This is a genomic window from Enterococcus sp. DIV0421 (assembly GCF_051713745.1).
Classification (GTDB): domain Bacteria; phylum Bacillota; class Bacilli; order Lactobacillales; family Enterococcaceae; genus Enterococcus_D; species Enterococcus_D casseliflavus.
The window spans coordinates 72,642-97,282 of the sequence record NZ_JBIOQM010000003.1; the positions used below are offsets into that span (position 1 = coordinate 72,642).

At 37.4% G+C, this 24,641-nt stretch carries 25 protein-coding genes; 2 read left to right on the plus strand and 23 right to left on the minus strand.

The window, feature by feature from the left end; genetic code table 11:
- Window positions 1-62: 62 nt before the first annotated feature.
- The 16 genes from mobP2 to IGI96_RS18415 all read right to left on the minus strand — a co-directional run bounded on the left by mobP2 (window position 63) and on the right by IGI96_RS18415 (window position 17,021).
- A complete protein-coding gene (gene mobP2, locus IGI96_RS18340; protein ID WP_438785520.1) occupies window positions 63-2,120 on the minus strand; it encodes a MobP2 family relaxase in 2,058 nt (685 codons plus the stop codon).
- Entirely contained in the window at window positions 2,120-2,578 is a 459-nt protein-coding gene (locus IGI96_RS18345; protein ID WP_438785521.1) for a hypothetical protein, read from the minus strand. The genes mobP2 and IGI96_RS18345 overlap by 1 nt, the downstream gene beginning before the upstream one ends.
- Window positions 2,579-2,596: 18 nt before the next feature.
- A complete protein-coding gene (locus IGI96_RS18350; RefSeq protein WP_438785522.1) occupies window positions 2,597-2,866 on the minus strand; it encodes a hypothetical protein in 270 nt (89 codons plus the stop codon).
- 343 nt (window positions 2,867-3,209) lie between these two features.
- Window positions 3,210-4,169 carry a hypothetical protein gene (locus tag IGI96_RS18355; protein ID WP_438785523.1) on the minus strand — a complete coding sequence of 320 codons (960 nt, stop codon included), beginning with the start codon at window positions 4,167-4,169 and terminating at the stop codon, window positions 3,210-3,212.
- A gap of 15 nt (window positions 4,170-4,184) precedes the next feature.
- The gene (locus tag IGI96_RS18360; protein WP_438785524.1) at window positions 4,185-4,826 is read right to left on the minus strand and encodes a hypothetical protein; all 642 of its coding nucleotides are present in this window, start codon (window positions 4,824-4,826) and stop codon (window positions 4,185-4,187) included.
- A gap of 19 nt (window positions 4,827-4,845) precedes the next feature.
- Complete coding sequence (locus IGI96_RS18365; RefSeq protein WP_438785525.1) at window positions 4,846-5,958, minus strand: lysozyme family protein; 1,113 nt, start codon at window positions 5,956-5,958, stop codon at window positions 4,846-4,848.
- Between the two features lie 2 nt (window positions 5,959-5,960).
- Complete coding sequence (locus IGI96_RS18370; protein ID WP_438785526.1) at window positions 5,961-7,115, minus strand: toprim domain-containing protein; 1,155 nt, start codon at window positions 7,113-7,115, stop codon at window positions 5,961-5,963.
- A gap of 20 nt (window positions 7,116-7,135) precedes the next feature.
- On the minus strand, window positions 7,136-7,330 hold the full coding sequence (locus IGI96_RS18375; RefSeq protein WP_438785527.1) for a hypothetical protein: 195 nt from the start codon (window positions 7,328-7,330) through the stop codon (window positions 7,136-7,138).
- Window positions 7,330-9,894 (minus strand): trse protein, encoded by a 2,565-nt coding sequence (locus tag IGI96_RS18380; protein WP_438785528.1) that lies wholly within the window; start codon window positions 9,892-9,894, stop codon window positions 7,330-7,332. The genes IGI96_RS18375 and IGI96_RS18380 overlap by 1 nt, the downstream gene beginning before the upstream one ends.
- Window positions 9,895-10,118: 224 nt before the next feature.
- Window positions 10,119-10,262 (minus strand): putative holin-like toxin, encoded by a 144-nt coding sequence (locus tag IGI96_RS18385; RefSeq protein WP_257601721.1) that lies wholly within the window; start codon window positions 10,260-10,262, stop codon window positions 10,119-10,121.
- Between the two features lie 84 nt (window positions 10,263-10,346).
- Complete coding sequence (locus tag IGI96_RS18390) at window positions 10,347-11,033, minus strand: hypothetical protein (RefSeq protein WP_438785529.1); 687 nt, start codon at window positions 11,031-11,033, stop codon at window positions 10,347-10,349.
- A 342-nt stretch (window positions 11,034-11,375) separates the two neighbouring features.
- Complete coding sequence (locus IGI96_RS18395) at window positions 11,376-11,519, minus strand: putative holin-like toxin (protein ID WP_220482000.1); 144 nt, start codon at window positions 11,517-11,519, stop codon at window positions 11,376-11,378.
- 79 nt (window positions 11,520-11,598) lie between these two features.
- Window positions 11,599-11,991: a DUF5592 family protein gene (locus tag IGI96_RS18400; protein ID WP_085811484.1), complete on the minus strand. Its 393-nt coding sequence runs from the start codon at window positions 11,989-11,991 to the stop codon at window positions 11,599-11,601.
- 11 nt (window positions 11,992-12,002) lie between these two features.
- Complete coding sequence (locus IGI96_RS18405; protein WP_438785530.1) at window positions 12,003-14,135, minus strand: pLS20_p028 family conjugation system transmembrane protein; 2,133 nt, start codon at window positions 14,133-14,135, stop codon at window positions 12,003-12,005.
- On the minus strand, window positions 14,128-16,707 hold the full coding sequence (locus IGI96_RS18410; RefSeq protein WP_438785531.1) for a type IV secretory system conjugative DNA transfer family protein: 2,580 nt from the start codon (window positions 16,705-16,707) through the stop codon (window positions 14,128-14,130). Before IGI96_RS18410 ends, IGI96_RS18405 begins: the two co-directional genes overlap by 8 nt.
- Before the next feature lie 113 nt (window positions 16,708-16,820).
- Window positions 16,821-17,021: a hypothetical protein gene (locus IGI96_RS18415; protein WP_438785532.1), complete on the minus strand. Its 201-nt coding sequence runs from the start codon at window positions 17,019-17,021 to the stop codon at window positions 16,821-16,823.
- A 317-nt stretch (window positions 17,022-17,338) separates the two neighbouring features.
- On the opposite strand from IGI96_RS18415, the gene IGI96_RS18420 reads away from it, so the two are divergent.
- A protein-coding gene (locus IGI96_RS18420; protein WP_438785358.1) for an IS3 family transposase occupies window positions 17,339-18,465 on the plus strand; the annotation gives its coding sequence in 2 pieces (ribosomal slippage) (window positions 17,339-17,567 and window positions 17,567-18,465; 1,128 coding nt in all).
- 75 nt (window positions 18,466-18,540) lie between these two features.
- On the opposite strand, the gene IGI96_RS18425 is transcribed toward IGI96_RS18420, so the two are convergent.
- From IGI96_RS18425 to IGI96_RS18455, 7 genes are all read right to left on the minus strand, one after another.
- Window positions 18,541-18,897 (minus strand): hypothetical protein, encoded by a 357-nt coding sequence (locus tag IGI96_RS18425; protein ID WP_438785533.1) that lies wholly within the window; start codon window positions 18,895-18,897, stop codon window positions 18,541-18,543.
- 71 nt (window positions 18,898-18,968) lie between these two features.
- Entirely contained in the window at window positions 18,969-20,036 is a 1,068-nt protein-coding gene (locus IGI96_RS18430) for a hypothetical protein (RefSeq protein WP_438785534.1), read from the minus strand.
- A gap of 3 nt (window positions 20,037-20,039) precedes the next feature.
- Window positions 20,040-20,369: a hypothetical protein gene (locus tag IGI96_RS18435; RefSeq protein ID WP_077454684.1), complete on the minus strand. Its 330-nt coding sequence runs from the start codon at window positions 20,367-20,369 to the stop codon at window positions 20,040-20,042.
- On the minus strand, window positions 20,366-20,590 hold the full coding sequence (locus tag IGI96_RS18440) for a hypothetical protein (RefSeq protein ID WP_438785535.1): 225 nt from the start codon (window positions 20,588-20,590) through the stop codon (window positions 20,366-20,368). Before IGI96_RS18440 ends, IGI96_RS18435 begins: the two co-directional genes overlap by 4 nt.
- Window positions 20,591-20,605: 15 nt before the next feature.
- Window positions 20,606-21,421 (minus strand): hypothetical protein, encoded by an 816-nt coding sequence (locus tag IGI96_RS18445; protein WP_438785536.1) that lies wholly within the window; start codon window positions 21,419-21,421, stop codon window positions 20,606-20,608.
- A 79-nt stretch (window positions 21,422-21,500) separates the two neighbouring features.
- Window positions 21,501-23,363, minus strand: coding sequence for a hypothetical protein (locus IGI96_RS18450; protein ID WP_438785537.1), 1,863 nt, complete (start codon window positions 23,361-23,363; stop codon window positions 21,501-21,503).
- An 18-nt stretch (window positions 23,364-23,381) separates the two neighbouring features.
- Window positions 23,382-23,876, minus strand: a complete 495-nt coding sequence (locus tag IGI96_RS18455; protein ID WP_438785538.1) for a hypothetical protein — start codon at window positions 23,874-23,876, stop codon at window positions 23,382-23,384.
- A 382-nt stretch (window positions 23,877-24,258) separates the two neighbouring features.
- Between IGI96_RS18455 and IGI96_RS18460 the strand changes: the two genes are divergently transcribed.
- A complete protein-coding gene (locus IGI96_RS18460) occupies window positions 24,259-24,525 on the plus strand; it encodes a hypothetical protein (protein WP_438785244.1) in 267 nt (88 codons plus the stop codon).
- Window positions 24,526-24,641 lie beyond the last annotated feature (116 nt).

A 24,641-nucleotide genomic window follows, 5' to 3' on the forward strand; every position in this document is an offset into this window, starting at 1 on the left:
TTTCCTCCTAAAAAACGGTCAGGCACTTCCGCCAAACCGTCTTTTCTTTCTCATTGTTTTTGTTAAATATTTGATTGACTCTCATACTGCAGTTCACGATATGCTCGTTCATTTAGATAATGCTGCAGACTGTTTTCGCAAGATCTCCGTAATGATTGAACCATCTTTCGCATTTCCATTTCTTTGCGACGATCTTGGAATCGAGAAACACTTCTTGGAGCCATGCTTTTCCCATTTGCGGTTTCTTTTTTTAGCAGCTCTTCGAGTTCTGCAGCTGTTGGTTGATAGGCTTCTGTTTGACTAATATCGTAAACGGAAATTTCTTCAAAGACGACTGTGTCCTCAATTTTGTACGGCGCAATGATAATCAACGGTTGATCGATCTCGTCTTCACGCACCTTACGGCCATTTAGTTTCCATTGTTGGGGACCATAAACAAACGTAGCCCCAGGGTTTTGACTCAGGATCATCGTACGGTTCTTTTTTGAAAAGCGATCAAGATTGTGTTGCTCGTTACCTTCCTCGCTCTCCGAAGATTTTTGTTCTTTTGCTGACACGAATTCTTCATCCAACGTTTTATGTTTTTGAATACTTGTTGGTTCATAGTGAACAAAATCCGTTTCAGTATCCACCGCATGAATGTACATCGCTCTTCGCTCGATCGTATCCTCCCGATTGGCGTTCTCCTGATTCAGCTTATACTGTATCCCCATTTGACGCTGGTCTAAAGATTCGTCTCGCTTGTCAAAGTGCTGTTTCATCAATTCGAATGCTTCAGCGAGTTGGTTCGACCGTTCAGTAGGAATCGAATCGCTCTTAACTTCAGGTGATTTTTCAATGACCGATTGCTCAATTTCATCTTCTTCCACAGGTGGCGGGATCTCACTTAACAGGTGAAAGACATCTTCCATTTCCGGAGAAATATAATCTTGTTCTGTTGAAGATCCTAAATCGATTGGTAAAACCGCTTGTTCTTTTTGAAGGGCATCAAATTCTTCTGCAGTCATATTTCCCACTGCTTTTTGCATTTGTTGGCTCTTGGCAAATGTTCTTATCTCATGCAAAATTTGGTTTCCAATCTGAGCGTATAAACCATTTTTTCCATACAACTGATTCTCGTAATACGTCGGTGCGTTTCTTGGATTTCCATACGCTGATTCGTATTCGTCAGAAATTGGTTTTAAAAGACGAATCACTTTTTCCATCGTTTCTTTTCCGTCAGTGTTTAAGAACAAATTGACCATCCGATCGAGCGGTTCTTTAAAGCCATGCCTTTGGGCAAATCCATATTTCCAAAAGTATTTGTTATCAGGCAATGCTTCCAGTAAATCGGTCGCTAACATTTCGTATCGACCTGCCAAAAACTCACTACGATTCTCTTTAGCCAACGCAACTTGTTGCCGTATTGATTGACTCAATTCTTTCAATTGCGATTCATTTTTGAGAAGCGTATTTACAAACGTGCGACGTGTACTTTTTATGGCGGACTGTTTGAATTTGGCCATATACTGCCAACCAGTTTTCTCTGGATCAGTTGGGTGTTCATAATATCCCCACTCCCTCGTTGGTTCTTTTTCTACATAACCAATATGGACATGGATATGTTTCGTATTGTAGTGAATGGCACCCGACCACTCGCCTTCTAACCCTTCTTTTTTTTCTAAATCAGTGACAGCTTTTCTTGCTGCATCGATCAGTGAAACAGTATCCACTCGATTCGTTTTTTCGTTCATCAAACCATGTTTTACCAACCACTCATTTTTGAAACTAAAAACCATCTGCCAAAGCGGCGATTGATTTTCCTGCGCTTGCGTAAAGTAATCCTTTAGGTGATTCATCACTTCGAGTGGTGCTTGATCATAATGGCGAGTAAAAGACGAGCTTGTCTTTTCTGGATTCGACATATAATCGTTATAGGTAGAGAACATCGTTTCATTTCCACCTTCAATACTGTTGTAACTATCCGCTTGATTTTGTGCTGAAAATGCGTTGTATTTATCAAAGTTCTCGTTACGAACAGCTGCACTTCGATTCATATAATCAATGAATTCTTTGAATGCCTGTGCGCTGGAAATAACGAATGCAGCTGAATAAATGATGCCAGCTGTTTGGCGAGCCATTACTCATCACCAACCTGACTATATTTTTTCCGGTGGTGCGCTGTTTTGATTTGACTTTCTTGTAATTCTTGTAGATACTTTTTCGCTTCAATAAGTGGCACAGAATCAGTTGGCTGGAAGCTCTCAATTTCATGAAACCAGATCATGGTGTTGAGTAATTGTTGATTTACTTTACTATTCATTTCCGCTTCACGCAAAATAGCCAATTGCTGCTTGTAAAGAGCCATTAACTCTTCAAATATTTTTTGTTCTGCCGACTGATTCTTCTCATAAAAATCCAACAATGCTTCTAAAGTATCCCCTTCAAGCTTATCTTTTCGAATCCTTTTCCAATGCTTAATTCGTTCGATCGTGGATTCTTTTACCCAATAGTTTTTCTTTCTCCATTTTTCTTCCTCTAGTTTGTCCTTACTTGGATCACTAGTCAGGTTTTCTTGTTCTAAATTTTCTTGTTTCATACCTCTGCTCTCCTATCTTTATTCTGTGAACGGCTCTTTTTCTATTTCCGAATAGGATTTTTCAACGACAGTTATAGCTAACCATTCCATGAATTGTTTTTGCTTTTCTATGAATTGTCGATACCGGATTTCACTATCCAACTGGAACTCATCATAAGCAAGTTGCGTTAACACTTCTCGCAACATCTCATCACGACTTTTGTATCCTTTTTTCTTTGCTATTTTAACTAATCTTTGATGGATTTCTTCATCTACATCACGAATTTGTAATGGTTTTGTTCGGCTCATCATTGTCTCCCCCTTGTTTTTTTATACCCAGCTGAGGCCCGATTTTCCCCTCTAGGTCTTAACATTAGCTTATTCGCCTCTGTCTAGTGTAAGAGCATAAGGGAAAATGGATTACACACAAGGTGTAATGCCTTGCAGTGCAAGGCTTTTCTGTGCAATGCACTTTTGCACTTTTTCGCCCCATTTTCACCCTGTTTTCGCCCTGTTGTCACCCTGAATTCGCCCTATTTTCGCCCTGATTTTTCATTTTTCTCCGAATTTTTTTCTTTTTTTCGCCCTGTTGTCGCCCCATTCGCCCCATTTTCGCCCTATCATCGCCCTATTTTCGCCCCATGCTTTTTTGTTATTTATTCTTAGTTTCCACTTGCGCAGACTGGTTTCGATCGATCAATTTTTGACGACGTTCTTCGATCACCTCAATTTGTTTTTGCGCTTCTTCAATTGCGTTGGAATAGCTATCAATTTGACTACTTAACTGCTTATTTGCGTTCTCTATCTCTTCTTTTTCCCCTGCCGTAAGATACTCCATTGACGTTTCATTTTCTAAGATTTTTGATTTCGTTTTCTCGATTTCTATCTCAATTTTTTGAATACTATCCTGCAAGTTTTTCCGCTCTTCGATTGCCTTTTCAATGTCTTTTTCGGTCAACTCGATCACATAATCATTCAACTTTTTCTTCTTAAGTTGAGAACTATTTTTCACTTTGCGATAATCAATGTAAAAAACTGTTTGGTTCACTTCTTCCGTATCTTCAAACACCATTTCTCCTTCTTGATTGTAGGTAGGATTCACATTGATCTCTTTTTCTGAATAACCAAAATCGATCAAAAGTGTTGTCCACTTTTGAGGAACTTCTGGAATAGTTAAAAGATAATAATTGTCATACAGGGGTTCTAATTTGGACGCTAAAGCAGTCCCTTTATTGCCTTCTTTCACAGACCCAACAAATGCTTGATACGCTCGATTCACACTCGTCTCATTTCGACTTGTTAAGAAAATCACTTCCATGTAATTTGTTTTCGGATTATACGTCCGTTGATAGATTTGAACTGTATCATTGCCGATAGTTTGGCTGCTTTTTCCTCCGATACCACTATCTATAATTGGACGATCGTCTTCAAAAAGAAGACGTGAACTGAAGAAAAAAAGAGTTCCTACGATCGTAAGTAGAAACATTCCTCGATAAATAATGGGTGACAATTTCGCACGTTTTTGTTTCACTTTTGACTTCTGAAAGTGCCCTTTTTGGAAGTCCTCTCTGAAGGTTTCAATCCGTTCAATCAGTTCGTTCATTTTCTTCATTTGTGCCGTCCTCCTCTAGTCATAGAATCGTTCCGGCACATCATTCGTGGTGACTGTTTCTCGGAGTTCATTCACTTGCCAGACATTATTTTCATTCTTTTTCAGATCCATTTGTATCAGGTAACGAACGGTAAAGGGCTTGTCTCCTTCATAACTTGTCGACACATATAAGAAGCCCGTCACAGTTGCTTCGCCTAATACATTTTCTAAATTTACGTAATATTTTTCACTGATTTTGCTTTGTTCAACCGTCAGTTTGTCGTTACTTTCTACCCAATAGGGAACGATTTTCCCTTTGGCTTTTGGCGTAAGATACTCTTGAATCTGATCTATTTTCTCTTGAATATTATCTGAATTATTTGTATAGAAACCATCTGTAAAAGCCTTAGCTACTTTCTCAATATTCTTGAATTCTACTTCCGATCGTGTGTCTTTCGGAAGATTCACTTCCTGTGAATCAAGTTCTTCTTGCAACAATTTATTTTCTTTTTCATAAGAATTTATCGTTTCCTGATTTGCTTTTTGTTCAGATACTAACGCTTGATTTGCTTTATCTTTTAAAGCCGGTTGAAGATAATGTAATGCAATCAAACTACCTGCAATAAAACTCATTACGCTTACTAAAATAACCAAAATAACACTCTTTTTTCGTTCCATTCATACACTTCCTCTCCTGTTATTTCAATCCCAAAGCTACGGCCGGATCGATCAAATTTGACTGCGATAAATCACTTGATTTTGCAATTTCCAAATGTAAATGCGGTCCAGTTGAGTTGCCTGTACTACCAAGCTGTCCGATTGTTTGCCCTTGTTTGACAGTCTGTCCAACTGTTGCCAAAATTTTGTTTAAATGCGCATAAAGGCTCACTTGACCATTCTCATGTTGGATAACTATATGGTTCCCCCAACTATAATGTGGACCGGCTGTGATTACTTTTCCAGCCGCAATCGCTTTGATATTTGAACCAAAAGGATTCGCAAAATCCAGCCCTCTGTGAAAGGCTGTTCCGCCTCCAAAAGGATCCGATCGCCAACCAAATCCACTCGAAATCACTGGATTATCCACTGGCAAAACATAGGTACCATTCGAAGATTGCCTGCTTTCTGTATTATCAATGTACTGGTAAACAAGTTCCGCATAAAAGAAGTTCCCTGAATCCCGATAAAGATACGTTCGCCCATCTGCTTTTGATACTTCATTGACGTATGAATACTTTTGACCGGCATTGGGATACCCATTGGCACGTTGGCTTGGTGCGACCACCGTCCTTGAATAGGTTTCCGCTTCATCAACAGAATGTTTTTTCTTACTATTGCCTAACCAAGAAACGTAACTAGATCCAAAATTATACGCTTGAACGATTGCTTTCTTATCATTTTCAAGTCCATATCTTTTCGCCAATTCCAAGGTGGTCTTATAGTGCTTTACTCCTTGACGAATCGACCATTCAACACTTGAAATACTATTTGGCGGCAGTCCTCCTGATTCACTTGATTGCATCGGATCACTCCCCCTACCGCCTGATTCCACCATCATGATCGCAAGTAGAAAGGGCACTTCCGAGGGAATTTCGGCTGCTTGCGCTTCTTTTTCAACGATTGATTTTAACGCTAAGACCTCCGCTGAGAGTGCCTTATTTCCGCTGATTTCAACGGTCTGACTCGTCTGTTCGATACCTAAAATTCCAGCTAACATGTTTTGTGTTTCTTCTATAACCATCGCTACTGCTGAGAAAGTAAACACAGAAAGAAGCACAACCACTAGGAGTTTGATCTTTAGTCCTCTCATGATTAAACCCTTTCCGTGTACGATAGCTGCATCGACTGAACCAGTTTTTCTGCTTCTCGTTTTTCTTTTAACTTTTCAGAACGACTATTTAAGACACCAGTTTTGAAAAGCTCTAATTGTTCATTCCAATCCCCATTTTCCAATTCAGGAAGAAGTAATTTGAGTGTGTGGGCGAACTGGTACTCTTTTTCGTCTTGATAGGTTTCGTGAACATTTTGAACAAATTCTTGGCCTTTTTCATCGTTATTTACGGCAAGAATACTTTCTACTTTTGGTGCTTTAGTCAGCTCTTGTAATAGAGCTTTTACTTCCCAAAATGTATCTTCTTTCAAACCAGAAAGAGATAAAAACCAAGTATTGATAGGCAAAGATTCTTTTTGTAATTCCATCAATGAAGCGGATTCGATGGGACCTTCTGTCACGAATAAAGTCAACGGAACGCTATAGGCTACGTTCACGCCAAACAAAAAGCCACGCTTGCTCATGGAGTTTTCGCCCATGCCTTTAAAATATTTACGGTCTAATTTCAATTTTCCTTTATCATTGAGTGAAACTCGTTTATCAAGAGACCGTGCATACGTTCCTTGTATATCACACCCTACAATGTTTCCAGTTTTTCCGATTCCTATATCAATATGCTTGAATAATAGGTTATTTTTGTTATCAGTAGAAACGAGATTTAACTTTTCTAAATAGCCGATTGTTTCATCCGACAGGTAACGGGACCGTAAATACTCACGGCCTTTTTGGCTAAGCACATTCGTATCATAATTTCCTATAGTTGATAAATGGGTAAGCGTAAATGGCTCTAGTTTGTTTTCTAAGACGTTTTTATTGGTGACCGATCGATTTGTCGACCGAGCCATTACACGCTGTGTCCGTTGAAACTGTAAAAGATCTTCTACAGTTGTTTCAAAGGATTCATTAAAAAAAGCCATTGAGAATTCAATGGCATTATTCCAAGACGTTAGATTTTGTGAATACCAGTTAAGTACACCGGTCTTTATATTGGCTCGTAAACTATCATGTTCCCTATGTTCGACGAATTTTGAGGACACTTGCCTAAACGGTTCTCCTCGTTCAAGCATATAAGAGAGCATATTAGTCTTACGTGCATAATTCAATTGCTTTTCCGTAAAAACTTTTATTTGGCTCACTTAGATCACTCCAATCCTACTTAAACGAACAGCTGCAATAACAGATAAAGAAAAAAGACAAAGACCACAATGAGATACAGGGTCTTTGTCTTCGTTGTTTGGATCTTTTCGCCTGGTTTACCAATGATGATCCGTCTTGTCAGCTTTTTCGTCTTCTGCCAATGTCTAGCTCGCTTCTCTTTCTTCAGTGCTTTCTTCTCATTTTTGTTCTTCATTATAGACCTCCATCAAAGATTGCTTTCTCATGTTCGGTTAGGTCGTAGCGAAACTTAATATTCGTAGATCCCTTAATATTTAACAGAATATCCCGTTCTTCGAACCTAAAAATCTCTGCTAATTCATAATTGCTTAATTGCTTCCCAAAGACTTTTTTCATTAATTCTTCTGAAGAACTATCTTGTTGCAATAAAAACCGATAAGTAGTCAATTTGAACAGATTCATCACCGCTTTAGAGATTTCCCCCATCTTTCCGTCCGTATAATCCGGAAAAGCATCCGCAATATCATGCAAGATAAATGTTTGCCCAATCAATAATTTACGCGCTTCACGGTTATAGCGGTCTAATTCATTTAATAGCGTCAAATTTTCCGTTCGAATTGGATTATGGAACTCATCAGAAGTAATATTCGTGTAGATCAACTCATCTACTCGTTTTTGTTTCCGGTCAAAGAGATACTTTTCTCGCTGTCCTACACGTACCGCTTCACTGAAAGCGGCAGTATAGAGGTTGTAATACTGCGCATTGTAAGTGGCTCGATCCGATTTGATCAAGTTTTGCATATCAAACGTCACTAACTGCCGGTAACTAAAATCAAATTCTGATCGTTGATTAAAGATATTTCCTGCGTTATCAATAAAAGATTCCAGTTGCGATACCAATTGATACAAGCTTTTTTTTCGGAATTCTTCCACTTCACTTGCTTGTTCTTTCTTCGCAAAAGCTAAAATATCCGAATAGATTGGATACTGTTCGGGATCATATTGAGTAATTTTTGATAAATCAAGGTTGTGATCTTCCATATACTTGGCATAGGCTTTGGGAAATAACTTTTTCGCCTCCACCATCACTGGATCATCACTCTTTATTTCGTTGTTCAAGGCAAAAATCAAGCGCATTTTCGTTAGATTGGTCAAATAGGACTGTTGTTCTTTCGTTTTCTTTGTTTTTGCGTCCACATCTGAAGCGTAAATCTGACAAGGATTTAACCGCGCTTCTGCGCCATCTAAATGGATTCCCCCCAGGTATTCCGTCAAACGCTTGGTTTCATCAGACATATAAAAACCAAAATGATTATTGCCATATTCCACAAATTGTTTCGCTAGTTTCTTGGAAACCGTCGTTTTCCCAAACCCCTGACTCCCAATGATCATCATGCTATAGGATTTTCTCTGATGATCCTTATGGGTAGGTGAAAGACAAATAATTCCGGATCCATAAAGCGGATAACCAGAATAAGGAGCGTCTGGATCGATATGATTCGTGAAATGGAACGGATAACTGCCGGCAAGCGCAGACCCTTTGATCTCTTTGCCTTTTCTTCGAATGAGTTTTCTACCTTGCGCAAATGAAACAAAGGAAGCTTTAAATTGGCGTTCTTGTTCGTCTAAGAAGCAAGACGCCTGAAATTGGCGTTTCCCTAATTGCCTATGCACTTCTTTTTCCTTTTCATTCAGTTTCTCTATTGATTCTGCACTGAGGATATATCGGACATGAATTTCTTTTAGCACCTCTTGTCCTTCAAGAATCTGTTCAACCGTTTGATCTAATTTGTAGTATTCGTTCTTCGCCTTTTTCTTCGATATTCTGGATTTTGACGTGACGACTTGATCTTCGTATTCTTCTAAGGAATTATTCAGATTTTTCTCTACCAAAGGATTCGTCACGTCGATCGATCGCATATCTAATGTCGTAACTGCGTTTTTCATATTAAAAATGTGTTGCCCCCAAAAGTTCGGATTATTTTTCGGCCGATAAACGAGTAGATTCAATACACGAATGAACCCATTACCGATTTGTAATTCCGTTGGAGAGTATGGTCTTAATCCCCCAAGTGGTTGAATTTGACCGATAAATAGTGGATCGTATCCTTTTTTATCAACGATTTTTTGAACATCCGGTCTTCTTCCCGTTTCATCTGTATCCTGGTAAGGAATGCCAATTGGAATCGTTGATAAAGGATTATACAAGCGTACAAGCAACTTGATTTTTTGAGTTAATGACATTTTGACAGGTCGGAAATTCGCCGTAGAAACACTCATGATTTCTCGTTCAACATCTTTTAATTCGTCTTTATCTGTAGCGAATATTTGTAAGTAAACCGTGTTGATTGGCTTATTATTATCTAAATATTCCAACTGACTAAGGGTGATTGCCTGTTCTGCTTGTACATTTTTATTTCCTTTTCGCATCTTAAAGCGCCTACGTGCATAATCAATGTTTTCCGACATATCGACCGGAAAGCTGGTGAAGATCAATTTAAGATTCTTGTGAATGGTACGCAAGAATACCAGGTAATCGTGCAACGCCTCTTGACGCTGTTGTTCACTTCCATCACGTGCGGAAGCATCTTCGATTCGGTAAAAATTTGTGACTTCTTTTTCCATCGCAAAACAATCCTCTGATATGATTCTCCGGTAGGGAATCAGGGATAAAACAGTTTTTTCTTGTTTTAATCGACGGACTTTCTTCGGTTTTTCCTCAAGTAAGGGATCTTTCACTACTTTAGAGGTTGTTTCTTGTTTGCCTAATTCTTTTAATAACGCTTCTGAATCAATCATTTTCTTCCTTAGCACCTCCATTAGTTACAAAAAAAGGCGTTCCATCAACTATCAGTCAATGAAACGCCTACTATCTTATCTATTTGAATCATAGGGACAATTGTGTTACTATGACTATGTAAAGAGGAGTTGCGCTAACAACTCCCCTACAGCACCGCTTAAAGAACGGTGGCGAGTATAACTATATCAAAAAGAAATAGCTAGTCGGCTCGCTAAAGTGACGGCTATTTCTTTTTGTCATTTTTCACTGCAGTTAGGATACCAAAAATGATTGTTGCGATTAAAGAACCGAAACTAATCATTAATCCTAATGCTTCAGCTACAGACAAAAGGCTTCTCCTTTCTAAAGAGTGAGCACTTACTTCCATAAGCACCACCACCTTCCAAAAGATAGCCACCGTCATTAAACTTTACTGCTCTGTTATTATACCATAAATGGGTTCTTCATCTCCTCATTTTTCTGGTCCACACTGTTCAATAGTTTCTAAAGAGTGAGAATGATTCACTCGAATCCAAGAATAATCCAAACAAAACTGTACTTCCATCCTTCCCTCTTTTTCTAATCTTATATAGTTAGGAGAAACAAAACAAACTAGCCAGTCACGAGCATTCCAAGATAAGTGATTCCCCTTAAACGAATTGACATCTATAGCACTCACAAAGAGGCGTTCATAATAAAACTTATATGAAACTAAATACAAACACGCAAAGCAAATATATCGACCATAGTGATCGATCAAGTAATCAAAATTATTTTGTTGAAATGCTTGTAACATAGAATCATAAGTTTCAACCTCCAATCCACTGATTTGTACAAAAATCATCATGAAAATAGAAAATCTTAGTACCACTACTATAAAACTTTTAATGTCAGTCGTACGTTTTGTGATAAATTCAATACTTTTAAAAATAAGCATCAGACCCATCATCATAAAAAACAAATTGAAAACTAGTTCAAGAAACAAATGTTTCTGATTCGACGTCAACGCCACTCCTTCAAAGAAAAAACTAATCAAAACCATACTAGCGATTACTTTATAACAAGCACGGAAATAATATCTTTCCAACCATAAAGCATTTAAAAATTGAATTTTCCAGAAACCTTTTGACTGAACCAAACTTTTTATACTTTCACTCAATTAATACACCCCATTCATTTATCCGTACGACCATCTTATTTTTGATTCTTCGATACAAATCAAAAATAAGATGGTCGTTTCATGTTCATCAAATTCCTTTCGTAACGTTTTTGAATGAATCCTTTCCTTCATTTGTGCCTCTATTTTGTAAAAAAAGACGCTTCATCAACAAGTAGTCAATGAAACGTCTATAAATCACCATGATTTGAATGAAAAGCTAGATTATGGTATGATAACTATGTAAAAAGGAGTTGCGTGAACAACTCCCCTACAGCACCGCTTAAGACGGTGGCGACATTAGTTATATCTAAAAAATAACCGCTGACTCGCTAAAGTAGACGGTTATTTTTTCTTGTCATTTTTCACTGCAGTTAGGATACCGAAAATGATTGTTGCGATTAAAGAACCGAAACTAATCATTAATCCTAATGCTTCAGCTACAGACAAAAGGCTTCTCCTTTCTAAAGAGTGAACACTTACTTCCATAAGCACCACCACCTTCCAAAAGATAGCCACCGTCACAAACTTTACTGTTCTGTTATTATACCACAAACACTTCCCTAAATTACACGTTATCCAACCGCTCAGTTTCAAGTTCTTCTAAGGAAAGCATTTCGTCTTCTTTTTCCATTTCTTCTACAGTTCCCATAACCATGTCGATTCGTTCTTGTACCTCAAAATCCATTCGATCGATCGCATGGTAGGTCGATCGATTATTTGTTAAAGTAATAAATAGTCGTTGGTAATTCCTCAGTTTCGCATTACTCACACTCGGACATAACCAAAAAAAGCCCATCAAAATGACAAACCAAAAAGAAACGCCTTGTAATGGGCCATAAGTCGCATCCTGGACATTTCTCGCAAGATTAAAGATTAAAAAACCTGCTACGCTATCTTTTAATAAAATAGCGCCCCAAAATTTCGTTTCCGTAAATATCTCGTTTTGAATATCGTGCATACTGTTTTCACCTACCCCGATTTATTCTTATTTTTAGCTCTTTTTCTTTCTAGATAAGGGGCAACTGATTCAGGATGTTCCTCTTCTCGTTTATTTCTGCGTTGATTTAACCATTCATTGACTTCCTGGCCAAATTCTTTGTTGCGATTGTACCCATCAACCATGTTCCCGACCTTATTTTTCGTATTCTTTTGGTAATTTGGCGTATGGATCATTTGATTCACTTTTTTAACAAATGGATTCGGTAATTCTTCATCTTTATCATTTTCCGGCTTTTTATTTTCCACATGGTTTCCGTGGATATTCTTAGTCATAGAATTATTTTTCACAGCTGAATCCTTCTCATTCCCTATCTTTTTAGATTCAACATCACCTGAATTTAAACTGGTCGCAGTTGACTCATTAATTGGCACTTCATTATCAGTTGTCGATAGATTTGATTGATCATTGTTGCTTTCTGGTTGATCTGTTAGTGGTGTTTGTTCTTCAACATGTGGTGAACCGCTGGATTCCCCTTCAAAGTCATCTATACTATTGTTATTGTGATCATCCTCCATATTATTTTCGTAATCATTCGCATACGGCTCAGTTTGTTCCAAGTTCGTATCATTTTCAGACAGTTCAAGATTTTCTTCAATACGAGCTTCTGGCTCTTCTTGAAGTTCAACTGATTGATTTTCCGGCGTTTGTGATAATTGATCTTCGTTTGTTTCTTGCTCTGTTTCTGCTTCACTTGTACCTGGCTCATTCTCTTGAGGTTGATCGAGTTCTTCGGAATTTTCATTCGAATCTTCTTGATTTTGCACATCCGGTTGTTGGTTGTTACTGCCATTCTTGTTTTCTTCTTCCGGAAGATCCTCGTTGGTATTCTTCGCCATTTTGGAATTTAGACCAGCTTTTTCATCATTTTTTGGTTCCTCTTTTGAAGGCATTCCTTCAGATAATCCTTTCACAAAACCGGCCGTGTTTGCGGCACCATTAACTGTTTTACCAGTCATTTCACCTGCTTTCTTCACGGCTTTCAATGCACCAATCCCCATAATGAAACTTCCAGCTGTAGATAGTCCAGCATCAATACCGAGTGTTTTTTGGATAATCGAAGGACCATCATAGATAAACCATGCACCACCGATAATCCCAAATATCTGCGCTAATACGGATAACTGTTGTATCCCCAACCAGGAATTATAAGCAATAAACACTGCATACATGCCGAAAATAGAAAGGATCAGGACAAATCCTGAAAAAAGCTCCAAAACAGCAGTTTTGAGGAATTTAATGTTTCGAATACTGAAGTAAGCAACAATATTCGCCCAAATATAATTAAAGCCAAGTTCAATTCCTAACCTTCCACACCGAACCAAAGAAATGACTAAAGAAAATGCAAGACATGCCAGAGTGGCGATCAATGGTAACCAGTTTACAGACCACCGATAGTATCCCTTCACAAATAATTTCTTCATAAGCCAATCAGTGATTCCTCCTCCATCAGAATCAAACTTTTGAAGCTCTTTCCCACTACCGGATTTGCTATTTACCACTTCATACAATAATGGTTCGCCATTATCAATCTCTTCAGCATCGGTGATTTTCTCATTAATATCAAAAAAATCGCGGTCTTCTAAGTAATTTTTATTTTTTGGTTCCGTTGTAGTCCAACCATTGTCTGCTAAAACATAAACATCAGTCACATTCTTTTTAAAGCTGTCAAAACCGAACTCGGCTTGTTCGCTGCTAACTGCATCGACAGTAGAATTGACGATCTTCATTCCATCTGACATGATTGAAGGAAGTAACATAACGATAACTACCATCAATAAAGCATTTATCGGAACCGCTCTTGTTTCTTCTGTTTTCCCAAGAAACAGCACAGCGCCGATAATTAAAAGTGTGATCCCAATTCCAAATTTTTGAAACGCACTAAAAGTATCCAGGATTCCCCCTTTTCCAGTCATATCCGTAGCGTTGTAAAAGCCTAAGACACTAACCATTTCCGTCAGTACCCCACCTACTTTTTCAACAATCCACATCAACACACTAGTGATCCAATAAAGTATCGAACGACCAATATCTTTGATCATACTTTGAATACTCAAGAATGGCGCAAATTCGAGTAGCTTTTCTAAAATTTCTTTGTCACTCATAGACTGCCTCCTTCCATTCTCGAAATTGTTGGATATACCGGTTGATCATGCGTTCTTCACTAGTCGATAACAAGAACGTACATAAAGACTGTACCTGGCCATTTTCAAGTATTTGTTTTAGTTCTTGTAACACTTCTTTTTGGCCAACAAAGAAGCGAGCCATTATTTTCTGTATTTCTTCCACTTGTTCCTTTGAGTAATACGTTTGAACCGATTGCTTCCTTTCTTCGACTGAATATAGCTGTTCTAAAACTTTTGCTTTTTCTTCTTTTTTCCGCCGTTCTTCCTTCCCACTGTTTTTTTCTAACTGGATCAATTCTTCCAGTGACAATAAAGACAATTGCGTCCCCTCCTTTTTAGGAATAGGTTTCCTGTACGTTTCAATAGGTGGCACCTCTTTTTGTATCACAGCTGGTTGAGTTGCTTTTTCCTGTTGTGGCATGAGTGACCAATCCAGCTCTTCTAGTTCCATTTCTACAAATTGGTTATTTACAGGTATTTCCTCCCAAGAGACTTTATCCAACTTCCGGTATTCATAAAAAGGAATCATATTTGAATCATTTTCCTGAGAATTTAGAATGGGATACTGATAGATTGGATTTCCGTTTAAATCTTTATGCTTATTGATTCGAAGAACGACAGATTCACCGGCTCTCATTCTCTCCAATTCAAAACTAGCTAATAGATCGATTCGTTCCGAACTTTCTGTTTCAGTAGAGCTGATCGATGTTGGATCTTTGTGCCGTGTTTTCGAATAATTTGAGCGGGTTCCTAAACGTCCAGAGATATATTCATTGGTTGTCTTGGAACCAGTCCGGATATACACGAGATTCGCTGTATTCCCTAAAATGATTTCTTTGGTCTGCTCATCGTATAACGACGTTAATTGTTCCGTATCTTGTAAGACCAAATGCTGAAATAATTTCCGACTCGCCCCTGAAGTCCACTTGCGAGCTAAATCAGAAATTGCCACACCTAGATTTCCGCCTTCTTCGTAAATAAAGTGAACTGCTCGGTAACAAGCCGAATCGTCTTCTAAATTGCAACGATTGAGTAACACTTGATAAATTTGATCAATATAATTGACCCCTACCGCATTATTAGAAGAATCTGCGTCGGATAAAACGACAAAAACTGCAGTCGGACGTTCACGATCAAAACCAATTGATTCCAGATCAAATCCATCATCATAAGCAGTCATTTTTGCATTAGCACTCATGAGAAATTGTTGGAGATCTCCATCAAAATGAGTCACGATATTTCCCAGGGTAACTTGTGCGGGAGCAGAGGCTTTGATTGCATCAAAATAGCGCTTTGCGGGGTGACTTCTTGGCATTTCGCTAAAAAAGACATCCAAGTATGATTTCTCTTCATATTCAGCTAACAAGCGCTGTAGGTCTTTTTTATCCTTTGCGAACTGATTCAAAAAATCATGGCTGCCTTCTTTGATATGTTTAGACATCATGTCATTGACTACCGTATAAATGGTGTATGGATTCACCTTCATTTTTTCATTTTGTTCAAACTCTTGATCCGCTAAAGCAAGACCAGTAGAAATAAACAAGTTGCGACAAGCTTTCGTCCAAAAACCACCGTCTTTTCCTTCATTTACTTCTTTGAAATAAAGGAATGCAGCTTGGTTGATTGCTTTTTCTGCATTGGCTAATTGTTGTTCTGCCAATACGTTGTACTTCATGCGACTCGCTTTATCCTCTTCTTGTTTCGCTTTGTCTGCCTTCTTCTTCAATCGTTTGTAGTGCCGATAATAATTATTGAAGACGGCTAAAGTTGGGATTGGGTCTGAGAAATATTGATTTACAGTATTACAGATTCGAACGTTGTATCCTCGTCGTTTCAGTGTTTTGTACCACTTTCTCGGCTCGTCTCCTTTGGTCGCAGTCATGACAAAAGAAGCCCGATTGGCAATTAAGCGGGCTCTAGTTAATATATCTATGAAAGGATCAACAAAGAAAATGCCTTTCCCTTGCCTTGTACCGGCAAGGGTCGCCGAGTTCGAATCGGACGTATCTACATAATAGTAAAATATGCCTTTTTCTTTCTCTTCTGTCGTTTGCGGTTTACGACCTACCGGATACCCTGGCTTTCCATCATAAAAATCTTCATCTTCAGAAAAAATATGAACAGGAACTTTCTCATATTCTTTTTCCATATCTTCTTCTGGGGTAAAATGCATGGTTCCTTGTGTTAAATCGTCTTCCAATGGTCGAAAAGATGTGTACAGCTTATAATCAAAGTAACCAATGAAAGTAACTATTCCTATAAATAATAAGAAATAGAAAAAGGGATAGCGCAATATTGGGTAATAGAATATCGTTTGACCATACGAAACATGCGATCGCTTCACTGTGAACTCAAAGAGTGACTGACTAAAAAAAGCCACACACTGATGGAAAAGCCAATTTCCTAATGTCATTAGCACCAAAAATGCGATCACAGAAAAATAAGTAAGAAATTTACGATTGGCTAAAAAGCGCAAGCTATTCTTCTTTTCTTTTTCGTAATTCTTTTTGTGGTCTTTGCTTATTTCTTTCTGTTTATTTTTCTTTCCCATATTAACCTCCTCTCTCGTTCATTCTTCAAACAAAAAAAGACAAATGAAATTGTTCATCTGTCTTTAATCATCAATATTAGATTTTTACATATAAACTTATTACTATCTGATCCCTACTCAAAGTAATAATCTAAAAAGAGACCATCAGATAAGATGTTTTCTCTATCTTTACAAATTTGATCAAATGGTTTTATAAAATGAATATAGATTTTACTATTAGACTTCAGATTCGATAGTGAGTCATCATTGACTATTTTTATAAGATTTTTCTCAACACAATCTCTAAAATCAGTATTTACACCCGCTTCAGACAATTTGAATTCTCCATCATTCTCTAGTGAGTTACACAGTCGATTACAAAAATGTTTGTTTCTTATAGCAGCTAAACTGTTATAACAAAATAAAAATTCAGAGATAAATATATATTGTTGCACAGCCAATAGTATCCATAATATTCCCAAAACTATTCCTAACCATAAAAAGATTTGTATCCTCTCTGGGTCAAAAGATAGAGGAAATGAATAGTAGTACAAAGAGAAGTACGTCAAGCCTATAGTGTTAGTATCAAATCTTAGACATCTTTTCGTAGAGACAGAAATAAATTAAACTTATCTACGAGAGGATGGATTTTATGACCCGATATGAAGAAAATTTTAAACAGATGATTGTTGAACTAAATCAAACTGGACGTTCTGTTCGAGGGTTGGCGAAAGAATATGGCTTAGCTGAAGCGACGATTTATAAGTGGAAGAATTTATACTTACCTGATCCGTCCACAGGACTAACCGGAAAAGAAGCGGCTGATTTGAGAAAAGAAAATGCTCGTTTGAAAGAGGAACTTGAAATATTAAAAAAAGCCGCAGCCATATTCTCTCGAAAGACCTGAAGTCACTTGTCCGATTCATTGAAAAATGGTGTAAGGATTACACTGTTTCTTTGTTGTGTCGGTTATTAGAAATTCCTAGAAGCGTCTACTATTTTTATAAAAATAAATCGTTAACAGCTACAGAAGTCAGAAATAACCAATTGAAAAAGAAGATTTCAACGATCTTTTTTGATCATAAACAGAGATATGGTGCAACAAAAATCCATCAAGTGTTGCTAAAAGAAGGAATTTCAGTATCTCTTAAGCATGTTCAAAAATTGATGAAACAATTAAATCTAAGGTCAATTGTGGTTAAGAAATACAGACCTCAACGGTCTGTTCAGCCGGTTGTTTTAAAAGAGAACATCTTAAATCAGGACTTTTCTACTAAAACTATCTGTGAAAAATGGGTAGCTGATATCACCTACATTCCAACTAAGAAAAATGGTTGGTGTTACTTATCTTCAATTATGGATTTACACACGAAAAAGATTATTAGCTATACATTTTTTAAGCGAATGACTGTCGATTGTGTGTTACAAACACTCAATCAAGCGAAACAACGGTACCACATTCCAGAAGGAATGATTCTACACACCGATTTAGGTAGTCAATATACAGCAATCGAAGTGGAAAGTTGGCTTGAAAACAATAAAATAAGACATTCCTATAGTCGCAAAGGAACACCCTATGATAATGCAGGAATTGAGTCCTTCCATGCATCATTGAAAAAAGAAGAAGTATACACGACGACTTACTCAGACTTCGAAGAAGCGAATCGAGCACTATTTAGTTACATTGAAGGATTTTATAACCGGAATCGAATTCACAGCTCGATTCACTATCTAACCCCTCAGGAGTTTGAAGAGTTAGCAAAAGAAAAAATGGCGTAACCGTCTCTACTAAAATGTGTCCAAGATATTGACTCAAATCCACTATTGTTAAAGAAATAAAAATATAGAACTGTTTCATTTCTGATAAATTAACATATATATGACTTTCTTTAAAAAGGAAATAGCGTTTTTCTCCTTTTTTTCAGTCATTAAGACTAAAAACACATACCCTATCAACATAATAAAAAGAGAAACAATTAATGAAATATATGGATCATATTCAAGTGGATAAGACGCTCCCAACAATTCATAAACAAGATAGATTACTTCTGTCAATAATAATACTGGTCTATCAGCGATATGATATAGAATTTTACCTATACCAAAAATCGTAACTGTTATTGCTATGGTAGAACCTGAAACAAATAGAAATACTATACCGACTTTACTAGTCTTAAGTAATTCAACTATTTTTACGAGTATACTTATCAATAATAAAAATCCTCCTAATAGTAGGATATCTTATCACCTCAATTTTATCATAGAATATCTTAAACAAATCACTACTGCTTTGGAAAATATTCCTTACCAATTTGCCCGAGTTTTCTTTCCCACAATTCTTGGTTTTTTGAGTCTTTTTCTTTGGCATAGTGAGTGATCATTTGAAGATAGATCTCCGTTGTATCAATCATTTCTGCCAACTGATCATCGTTTAATTGGTCCTGGATCTTCTTTGCTTCCTCCACGTTTTTCTGCCGTAAATATCCAACAGCTAGCTGCATAAACAAACGTGGATCTTCCAGGCTTTCACTAATTAGCCTTGCCTCATCCAATTGACCTAATTGAATCAATGCGATTGCCATCATCATTTTCCGCGCATTGTTTAGTGTAGAAATATCCGCCTCTATCACCGTCTGCCAATCTTTTTGATCAAATGCTACTTCAAACCTACCAATCTCAGTCGGATAAGCTTCTTGAAATGCTTCCAACTGGTCAAATGCTTCTTGTTCAACTAAAAAATTCACAACTTCCTCTTGTCTAGTCGAATCGTTTTCTGCGATTTCCATATAGTTATCTAAGGTAATTTCTATTATTTCAACACTCGAAGCAATGGAAGGTGTTGACCCCTCTTCTCCTGAAAAAAGTCGGTCTTTAAAAAAATAAATACCAGCTCCTATTAAAAAGAACAGGGCAATTCCAACAAGTATGTACGTTAGAAACGTCTTATCCAAAAACTTTGACCGTTGATTTAATGAAATATTCCCTTTTCTACTTGATTTAGAGATTTTAGCGAAAGCAACTTCGTCCTTTTGCTTTGTGGATAATGAAGGCTTCTTGTCAATAAATCCAGTCAGTTCAAGAATCTGTTGCGCTTCCTCTTTTGTGATTCCCTTCTTTTTCACCAAAAGTTTTAGTTTTTTCTTTAGATCCGCTTCGAAAGACTCAAGGCTTGACTGTTTTTCAAATTTTCCTTGATAAAAAGGCGCTCCACCCACTTCCAGAAGCTGAAAAGAAAGCATTTCTGAAGGATTCATTGCTTCTGTTACCTCCAAAAATACTTCCCATTCTACAGGAACAAGAGGAAGTGTAAAGCCCTTGATTTGTGCGTCAAGAATCTCCACTTCTACCATTGGTTATCCTCCGATCCAGCCCCAGAAAGTGTCTCTGATCCAGTCAAAATTGACAATTACGATAGCACCTACAATCGCACCAATCAATAATTTTTTCGCCCATGACTTGATTTCTGCTCCTAAAAATTGAGCCCCACCAAAAAGAATGACAACGATCCCGATTGCGATATTTGCGATTGCTTTGAATTGTGAACCTGCGCCAGTTTCAATATCTTTCAATGTCGTTTGAACATCCGCAAAGGCAGTCAAATCAACTGTGAAAAATAAAAAGGCCATTGCCCAAAGGACAAAAGCTAATCCTAACCATTGATAACCTGTTCTCTTTTTTGTCATTTTTCTTCTCCTCCATGGATAGTTTGTGTTGGTTGACCTACGTCACTTTTTTTCGTTTGTTGCAGTTTTTCGTCCATTAATCGATCAAGAATTTTTTCTCCTTGCTCGTCCACGAACTTTACATGTTGTTCATGCAGCCACTCCTCATAATCAATGCCTTCTAAAGACATGAGTTTTATTGTTTTTTTCTTGATTTCCGATCGTTCTTTTTTCGTAGCCATGCCACTTCTCCTTCCTTATTTTGGTAATTTGATCGTAAACGGCACTTCATAGAGCATTAAAAACTCTCTTTCTTGAAAGAATTTCTTTGTCGGTACTTTTTTTACATAGTGTTTCTTTACGCCATATGCCTCATACGCATAGCCATGTTCTTGAAAAAGATCATTTAATTCGAGAGCCGGTTTTACAGCTACATAGTACGCAAAATCAAAAGTTCGCTCTAACTTCGTTGCCACTTCTACCTTGATTTCAGCAGCTGTTTCCCAAAGTCTCTCCTTTTCCTGTATAGCTTCCTCTTGGCTTGAAAAAGATTTATGCCATACTTTGCCTTCCTTTTGGTAATCATATGACCATCTTCTAAGATCGCCCTTAATGGCATAGCCATTTGAGACATAGACGTCATACGCAACTGGCAGGAGAGGATACTTCAATGTCCATACTGCGGAATTTCCGCAATTTGCTACTATATCATCGATTTTTCCTCTTTGTTCTAGTTCGTCGATTTCTCGAATAGAAAAAATCCCCAATTCTAATGAGGCTTCTAGCAGCTTCTGTAAAATCGGGTACACACCTTCTGATTCATAAAAGAATTCGCTATTCACTGTATCGACATGCATGGCAAGACACCGTAAACAAGTCAAGCAAAGTTCAAGCGGTGAGCGTGTCAGATTATTCAATTGAATCGTTCGTTCAAAATGCTTGTACTGTCCTTCTCTTTTTAGCTCTTTTGGAACCACTCTAACAATAAAGCCTTGATACACATCTGAAGGTTCAAAAATTGCTTCTAAAATTGAAATGAGAAGCCTTTTTATCGCAAGTTCTTTTTCATTCAAGACTATCTCTCCTTTCCCATCGATAGAGAATAACTACAAGAATGATAGCGAACCTTCTCACCATTTACCTATGAGAAATTCACAAACTTGGATTCTGTACATTTACTTGATCACCACTCTCAAGTTCAGAACCTCCAGCACTATCCCCTTGCTTTTCTTCTAGTGACGTTTCCTCTGATTCTTCAGGCACTTCTTCCACAGAATCTATGTGATTTTCAGTAGGCAATAACGGAGAATGCTCTTTTTTCTCAGCAAGGGGTTCTTCAGGAGCTATTTGATCACTTTGAGCTTCTACACTAGGGATATCCAGCTCATTCTCTTTGGTTTCTGGGGATTCGATTGTGGCAGAATCATCTTCTACAACAGTAATAGTCGCAAAAACGGTTGTTGCTTTTCCTTGACTGTCTATAGCAGTTACTGCGATTTTATATACACCTGGTATATCTGTACGAATTGAATACAGGGTTTCCTCATCGACCGATATAGTTGGTGTCAGCTGATTTTTCGTGTCTTCCTTATCAGAAGCTGAAATACTATTTAAAAAGGCTTGTGGGTCAAATGAATCACCAATTTTAAGTGTTTGATTGCTTGCCATAACGACAGGGGCCTCATTAACAACATTCACCGTGATCCCCTTATCTTCTGCCTTTTTGCCATCACGATCAGCTACATTTCCGATTTTGATAGTGTAAATACCTTCTTTCGTTAAATCTAAATCGTTCTCTAAAATATTTTCTTCTGTCAGGTTAATCGGATAACCATCTCTGTCATCTTCTTTATCTGTAACAGATAACAGGTTTAGAATTGAGAATGATTCGTCGATTGATACCGTATAGGAAGACTCACCTTGAATGACAGGCGCTTCATTTTTGACAAAAAATCGAATGGTTGTAGGTTCTGCTTCGACTCCTCTACTATCTTTGACCGTTGCCGTTACCAAGTATTCTCCTTCGATTCCAGTATTGACGGTTGATAAAAATTCAATCTTCTCTTGTAGATTCCCATCTTCTGGATCTGTGGCTGAAAAGTATTTTCCCATGTCAATAGATTCGTGAATCGAGACTTCTATGGTGTTAGAAACAGATTGAATTTTTGGTCTACCATTTACTTGTACGGTAATTGTTTCTGTATCTGAATAACCAAATTTATTTACCACATGAATAGTCATGGTGTTGGTTCCAACACTTAACGTATTATTCTCAATCCACACACTTGGTGATTGATCCATAGAATCAAAGACAGAATAGTAGTTACTTACATCAAAAGAATCGCCTTCGTTCAATTCGAAATAGGATTGGCTCACAACAATTTTTGGTTTTGATTCAACTGGCAAGATAGGCGTTGGCTCTGGTTCCAGACTAGGATCAAGAATAGGTGTTGGTGTAGATAAAGGTGTAGGCTCTACTCCCTCATCTTTCTCTGTTTCTTCCCCCTCTTTTCCTACCAAAACCAATTCAGCATTCTCCTTCTGTTTGCTTTTTAGTAACTCTTTTTGTTTCTCTTTTTCTTCTGTTACTTTAGCGATTTCTTTTAATTCGGGTAAAGTAAGTAATGGCTGTTTTTGAGTCAATGCTTCTTTCGTTTGATTAGGTTCCTCATTTGATTCATCTATACGTGAAAAAATCGAGTCAAACAGTATCGATTGCGAATTGTTTTCCTTACTCTTACTTTCTTTTTTCCTATCTACTTGATTTTTTTCAACTACTTTTGTTTTCGATCGCTTCGTAGCCTTGTCAGCATTCCTTATCGATGGATTTTCTAAACTTTTTTCTGAACTTATAGTAGTATATTCTATTTCTTTAGGCTCGTTCTTTTCAGGCGAATGTAAGAGGTGAATGCCTAAGCCCCCGCTAAATAAAACGACCCCTAAAGCAACTGCAATGGCTATTTTCTTCTTTGTATTTGTTGTTATGCGAGACTCCGTCTCTTTTCCCTCACTCATATAATCCTCCCAATCATATTATTTTTGATTTGCGATCACACTTCTTCGAATCGCTGCTTTTCGTTTTTTTGCTTTTTTAGCATCCTCTTGTTCTTGAAGATAGTCCTGAAATTTTTTGTTTATATAATAAAGTTGCTTAAGTTGTGAAGGTCGCAGATCTTGTTCATTTGACACAATGAACTCAAAGTGTGACATTTGAAAAATATCTTTTCCTTCATACGTTTGTTCTGTTTGATCACTATCAATATTGAGAATAACTGGTGTTTTATCTTGAAACCCAATCAAGTCTTCCACATTAATCACAATATTCGTATTGCATCCGATAATCAGTCCTATTTTTTGAATTTTCATAATACTGGTACGAGTTACAGTCTGATTACGAATCAGCTCGCCAAGACGACTTTTTGATAATTGAATCGTCTTAATTTTGGTTCCTTCTTTGTTATAATTTAGTAAAACATCTAATCCCAGTGATAGGTGTAGAATACGATCACTTTGAAACATTTCTCTCACTTAATCCTCCCTAAAATAATCCCCTCACTTTCATTCGAGAGGTTATATTATTTTCGAATAGTTAATCCATCTCTGACATTTCCAGTGATAGGGTAAATCATATAGCTTGATCCATATAAACGTTTTTTCAATTGGTGCTTCAATTAATTCCGCAAGTTCATAAATCATTAATTCTGGCTGTTTTTGACAAAGCTGTCGAAGAATTTTGATCTTCGACCGATCCTTTTGTTTTTCTCGACTAACAGGCTTCATTTTTTCACCCCATTTTTATTGTTATAAAATGATTCCTCTGCCATATGACAGATACAACAAGAAAATATTCCGATTCACCTCCACAAACTTTTTTTCTTTGTTATAATTTGCATAAAAAAGGAGGGGTAACATGCAGATTTCATTGACACAAGATGAACTGAATCAGATTGTAAAAAAAGCGATTGAGCGAAACAATGGTGCTGAACATGATGCTATGCGTGATGCTTTAGTGGAATGCTTGATTTCATTGTTTCCAGACAAAGAGTTTACGCTAGACGAAGCAGCTACCGTTGAAAAAATCGTTGATTTACTCATTCAATTTTCCGTCACTTCTGCTGCAAGAGCTTCAGTTGAATTATTGGATGTACTAGGTCAAAAAGCATTAGCCGCACAATAAGTAAGGAAATTCTTTTCCTTGCTTATTTTTATTGGAAAACAGGCAGCACAAACCATTGTTGTGCTGCCTGTTACTGAAGAGTAAGCGATAAGGAGCTTTCCCCCTTCCGGTTTTTA

What these genes read in the sequence shown, in the direction of transcription:
- IGI96_RS18435 (WP_077454684.1), bottom strand. Translation starts at nt 20,369, where the DNA reads ATGACAAAAAAGAGAACAGGTTATCAATGGTTAGGATTAGCTTTTGTC.
- IGI96_RS18460 (WP_438785244.1), top strand. Translation starts at nt 24,259, where the DNA reads ATGCAGATTTCATTGACACAAGATGAACTGAATCAGATTGTAAAAAAA.
- IGI96_RS18440 (WP_438785535.1), bottom strand. Translation starts at nt 20,590, where the DNA reads ATGGCTACGAAAAAAGAACGATCGGAAATCAAGAAAAAAACAATAAAA.
- IGI96_RS18410 (WP_438785531.1), bottom strand. Translation starts at nt 16,707, where the DNA reads ATGGGAAAGAAAAATAAACAGAAAGAAATAAGCAAAGACCACAAAAAG.
- IGI96_RS18365 (WP_438785525.1), bottom strand. Translation starts at nt 5,958, where the DNA reads ATGAGAGGACTAAAGATCAAACTCCTAGTGGTTGTGCTTCTTTCTGTG.
- IGI96_RS18345 (WP_438785521.1), bottom strand. Translation starts at nt 2,578, where the DNA reads ATGAAACAAGAAAATTTAGAACAAGAAAACCTGACTAGTGATCCAAGT.
- IGI96_RS18360 (WP_438785524.1), bottom strand. Translation starts at nt 4,826, where the DNA reads ATGGAACGAAAAAAGAGTGTTATTTTGGTTATTTTAGTAAGCGTAATG.
- IGI96_RS18400 (WP_085811484.1), bottom strand. Translation starts at nt 11,991, where the DNA reads ATGCACGATATTCAAAACGAGATATTTACGGAAACGAAATTTTGGGGC.
- mobP2 (WP_438785520.1), bottom strand. Translation starts at nt 2,120, where the DNA reads ATGGCTCGCCAAACAGCTGGCATCATTTATTCAGCTGCATTCGTTATT.
- IGI96_RS18385 (WP_257601721.1), bottom strand. Translation starts at nt 10,262, where the DNA reads ATGGAAGTAAGTGCTCACTCTTTAGAAAGGAGAAGCCTTTTGTCTGTA.
- IGI96_RS18450 (WP_438785537.1), bottom strand. Translation starts at nt 23,363, where the DNA reads ATGAGTGAGGGAAAAGAGACGGAGTCTCGCATAACAACAAATACAAAG.
- IGI96_RS18375 (WP_438785527.1), bottom strand. Translation starts at nt 7,330, where the DNA reads ATGAAGAACAAAAATGAGAAGAAAGCACTGAAGAAAGAGAAGCGAGCT.
- IGI96_RS18380 (WP_438785528.1), bottom strand. Translation starts at nt 9,894, where the DNA reads ATGATTGATTCAGAAGCGTTATTAAAAGAATTAGGCAAACAAGAAACA.
- IGI96_RS18430 (WP_438785534.1), bottom strand. Translation starts at nt 20,036, where the DNA reads ATGGTAGAAGTGGAGATTCTTGACGCACAAATCAAGGGCTTTACACTT.
- IGI96_RS18355 (WP_438785523.1), bottom strand. Translation starts at nt 4,169, where the DNA reads ATGAAGAAAATGAACGAACTGATTGAACGGATTGAAACCTTCAGAGAG.
- IGI96_RS18395 (WP_220482000.1), bottom strand. Translation starts at nt 11,519, where the DNA reads ATGGAAGTAAGTGTTCACTCTTTAGAAAGGAGAAGCCTTTTGTCTGTA.
- IGI96_RS18350 (WP_438785522.1), bottom strand. Translation starts at nt 2,866, where the DNA reads ATGAGCCGAACAAAACCATTACAAATTCGTGATGTAGATGAAGAAATC.
- IGI96_RS18405 (WP_438785530.1), bottom strand. Translation starts at nt 14,135, where the DNA reads ATGAGTGACAAAGAAATTTTAGAAAAGCTACTCGAATTTGCGCCATTC.